Annotated in this window: 2 protein-coding genes; one reads left to right on the forward strand and one right to left on the reverse strand. The window is 68.9% G+C overall.

Annotation, left to right across the window (positions count from 1 at the left end):
- Positions 1–29 precede the first annotated feature (29 nt).
- Complete coding sequence (locus tag ACWF94_RS35740) at positions 30–1,031, reverse strand: hypothetical protein (protein WP_453498475.1); 1,002 nt, start codon at positions 1,029–1,031, stop codon at positions 30–32.
- A gap of 137 nt (positions 1,032–1,168) precedes the next feature.
- Between ACWF94_RS35740 and ACWF94_RS35745 the strand changes: the two genes are divergently transcribed.
- The gene (locus ACWF94_RS35745) at positions 1,169–3,790 is read left to right on the forward strand and encodes a valine--tRNA ligase (RefSeq protein WP_453498478.1); all 2,622 of its coding nucleotides are present in this window, start codon (positions 1,169–1,171) and stop codon (positions 3,788–3,790) included.
- Positions 3,791–3,931: the final 141 nt, after the last annotated feature.

The raw sequence follows: 3,931 nt of genomic DNA on the forward strand, positions 1-3,931 counted from the left end.
ACGTATGCCCTCGCTCGGATACGAGCGTCTCAGATCTTGGTCCGCGAGGTCTTGTAGAGCTTGGCCGTCAGTTCGGCTGCCTGCTCCTGGGACAGGGGCTTGCCTCCGGTGCCGAACATCTGCCCCGCGTCCATGGAGATCACGGTGACCACGGTGCTGTAGTCCGCCCACATGCAGATCGGCATCTCGAACTTCTTCATCTGGGGCGCCGCGGTGCTGCCGCTGCCCTTCTGCCCGGGGTCGAACTCGGCGTTCTGGCACTTGATCAGCGCCCCGTCGAACCCGTCGGGCTTGTGCGACTTCGGGCTGCCGATCAGGTTGAGTTCGGCGCCGCCGTCCTGCTTGCCCGCCAGCTCGCCCCGCTTGAAGTTGGCGTCGATCGCCGCCGACGGGTCGGCGACCTCGCCCCACAGCCCGGTGACGATGAGACCCTTCCGCTCCAGCGGATTGCTTCCGGCGGCGGTCGAGTACTCGGCACCGGCCTGCTTGGGGTCCTTGACGCCGACCTCCTTGGCCTTCTCCAGGTCCTTGTCGGTGAGCTTCGGAGACTTGTCCGCGCCGTCCTTCTTGTACTCGTCGACGGACGCGGCGGGGGTGAGCTTGTACCCCTTGGTGCTGTCGGCGACATCGCTGTTGCCGCCGTCGCCGTCACCGCCGAGCAGGAAGAACGCGCCTCCGCCGATCACCGCGAGCGCCACCACGGCGGCGCCGATGATCAGGCCGGTCTTCTTCTTGGGCGCGGGCGGGGGCGGAACCTGTCCATAGGGCGCCTGACCGGGTCCGGGCTGCTGTCCGTAGGGGCCCGGCTGCTGCGGATACCCGTAGCCGTCCTGTCCGGGCGGGGGCTGCTGTGGCGGGACGCCCTGTGGAGCCTGCTGCGGGTATCCGTAACCGGGCTGGGCGCCTGGCTGCTGCGGATATCCATAGCCGGGTTGCGGGCCCCCCGGCTGCTGGCCATAGGGGCCCGGCTGGCCGTACGGCCCGGGCTGCTGCGGCTGGTCGCCGTACGGGCCCGGCTGATTGTGGCTCATTACTGGGTTCCCCTCCAGATACTTATGTGGTCCCGACATCCTGTCCCACGTGCTCCCACAACGGGGCGACCGGGGTCACACCGTTACGGAACATTCCCGTTTCAATACGAGCCTGTGACACCTCTAAACTGGGCTCCGTGACCGAGAACACTCAGCAGCAGCCAGCCAGCAACCCCGAACTGCCGACCCAGTACGCACCGGCCGAGGTAGAGGGGAAGCTGTACGAGCGCTGGGTGGAGCGCGGTTACTTCACGGCGGACGCCAAGAGCGAGAAGCCGCCGTACACCATCGTCATCCCCCCGCCGAACGTCACCGGCAGCCTCCACCTCGGACACGCCTTCCAGCACACGCTGATGGACGCCCTCACCCGGCGCAAGCGGATGCAGGGGTACGAGGCGCTCTGGCTCCCCGGCATGGACCACGCGGGCATCGCCACCCAGAACAAGGTCGAGCAGCAGCTCGCCGAGGAGGGCAAGTCCCGCCACGACCTCGGGCGCGAGGAGTTCACCGACCGGGTCTGGCAGTGGAAGGAGGAGTACGGCGGCAGGATCCTCGGCCAGATGCGCCGTCTCGGCGACGGCGTCGACTGGAGCCGTGAGCGATTCACCATGGACGAGGGCCTGTCCCAGGCGGTCCAGACCATCTTCAAGAAGCTCTACGACGACGAGCTGATCTATCGCGCCGAGAAGATCATCAACTGGTGTCCGCGCTGTCTCACCGCGATCTCCGACATCGAGGTCGACTACCAGGACGACAACGGCGAGCTGGTCTCGCTCAAGTACGGCGAGGGCGACGAGACCCTCGTCGTCGCGACCACCCGGGTCGAGACGATGCTCGGTGACACCGCCGTCGCCGTCCACCCCGACGACCCCCGGTACGCCCATCTGATCGGCAAGCGGATCAAGCTGCCGCTGACCGACCGTACGATCCCGGTCGTCGCCGACACCCATGTCGACCCCGAGTTCGGCACCGGCGCGGTCAAGGTGACCCCCGCGCACGACCCGAACGACTTCGCCATCGGCCGGCGGCACGGCCTCGAATCCCTGACCGTCATGGACGAGCGGGCCGTCATCACCGTCCCCGGGCCCTTCGAGGGGCTCGACCGGTTCGAGGCCAGGTCGGCGATTGTCGCCGCGCTGCGCCAGCAGGGCCGGATCGTCGCCGAGAAGCGGCCGTACGTCCACTCCGTCGGGCACTGCTCCCGCTGCAAGACCACCATCGAGCCCCGGCTGTCGCTCCAGTGGTGGGTCAAGGTCGCCCCCCTGGCGCAGGCCGCGGGGGACGCGGTCCGGGACGGCCGGGTCACGATCCACCCCGCCGATCTGTCGAAGCGGTACTTCGACTGGGTCGACAACATGCACGACTGGTGCATCTCGCGGCAGCTCTGGTGGGGCCACCGTATTCCCGTCTGGTACGGCCCGAACGGCGAGATGGTCTGCGTCGGACCCGGCGAGCAGCCGCCCACCGGCGAGGGCTGGACCCAGGACGAGGACGTCCTGGACACCTGGTTCTCCTCCGGGCTGTGGCCGTTCTCCACCCTCGGCTGGCCCGATCGGACCCCGGACCTGGCGAAGTTCTACTCCACCGATGTCCTGGTCACCGGCCACGACATCATCTTCTTCTGGGTCGCCCGGATGATGATGTTCGGTCTCTACGCGATGGACGGCGAGGCGCCGTTCAGGACGGTCGCGCTGACCGGGCTCGTCCGGGACGAGAACGGCAAGAAGATGTCGAAGTCGTTCGGCAACGCGGTGGACCCGCTCGACTGGATGGACACCTACGGCTCCGACGCCGTCCGCTTCACCCTGGCCCGGGGTGCCAACCCCGGCGCGGACGTCCCGATCGGCGAGGACTGGGTCCAGGCGTCCCGCAACTTCGCCAACAAGATCTGGAACGCGACCCGCTTCGCGCTGATGAACGGCGCCACCGTGGAGGGGGAGCTGCCGCCCGCCGAACAGCTCTCCGCGGTCGACCGCTGGATTCTGTCGCGGCTCAACACGACCGTCTCCGAGGTCGACGCGCTCTACGACGACTTCCAGTTCGCCAAGCTCTCCGACGCGCTCTACCACTTCGCGTGGGACGAGGTCTTCGACTGGTACGTCGAGCTGTCGAAGACCACGTACTTCGCGGGCGGCGAGGCGGCGAAGGTCTCCGCGCGCGTGCTGGGCGAGGTCCTGGACGTCACCCTGCGGCTGCTGCACCCCGTCGTCCCCTTCGTCACCGAGACGCTGTGGACCACGCTCACCGGCAAGGAGTCCCTCGTCATCGCCGACTGGCCCGGTGACAGCGGATTCCGCGACCCCGCAGCCGAGCGCGAGATCGAGCTGGTCCAGCGCGTCGTGACCGAGGTCCGCCGCTTCCGCTCCGACCAGGGCCTGCAGCCGGGCCAGAAGGTCCCCGCCCGCCTCGACCTCTCCGGCACCGCCCTCAGCCCCCACGAGGCCGCCATCCGCCAGTTGCTGCGGCTCCAGCCCGAGGGCGACGGCTTCCACGCGACGGCGACCCTGCCGGTGGCGGGGGCGACGGTCGCCCTCGATCTATCCGGCACCATCGATGTCGCCGCGGAGCGCAAGCGGCTGGCGAAGGACCTCGCCGCGGCACAGAAGGAGAAGCAGCAGGCGGAGGGGAAGCTGCGGAACGAGGCGTTCCTGGCGAAGGCGCCGGATCAGGTGGTGGCGAAGATCCGGGGGCGGCTGGCGACGGCGGACGACGACATCTCCCGTATCTCCGCGCAGCTGGACCGCCTGCCAGCGTCGTAGCCTCCGGCTCGGTCGGCTGGCCCAGGTGTGCGCAGGTGCACATGGCGCGGGTTCCTGCCGGGGCTCTGCCCCGGGCCCCGCGCCTCAATCGCCGGCGGGGCTTGATGTGGCTGTCCTGGCCCCAGTCAGGGTGTGTGGCGT

It is taken from the genome of Streptomyces sp. NPDC055078 (genome assembly GCF_053607985.1).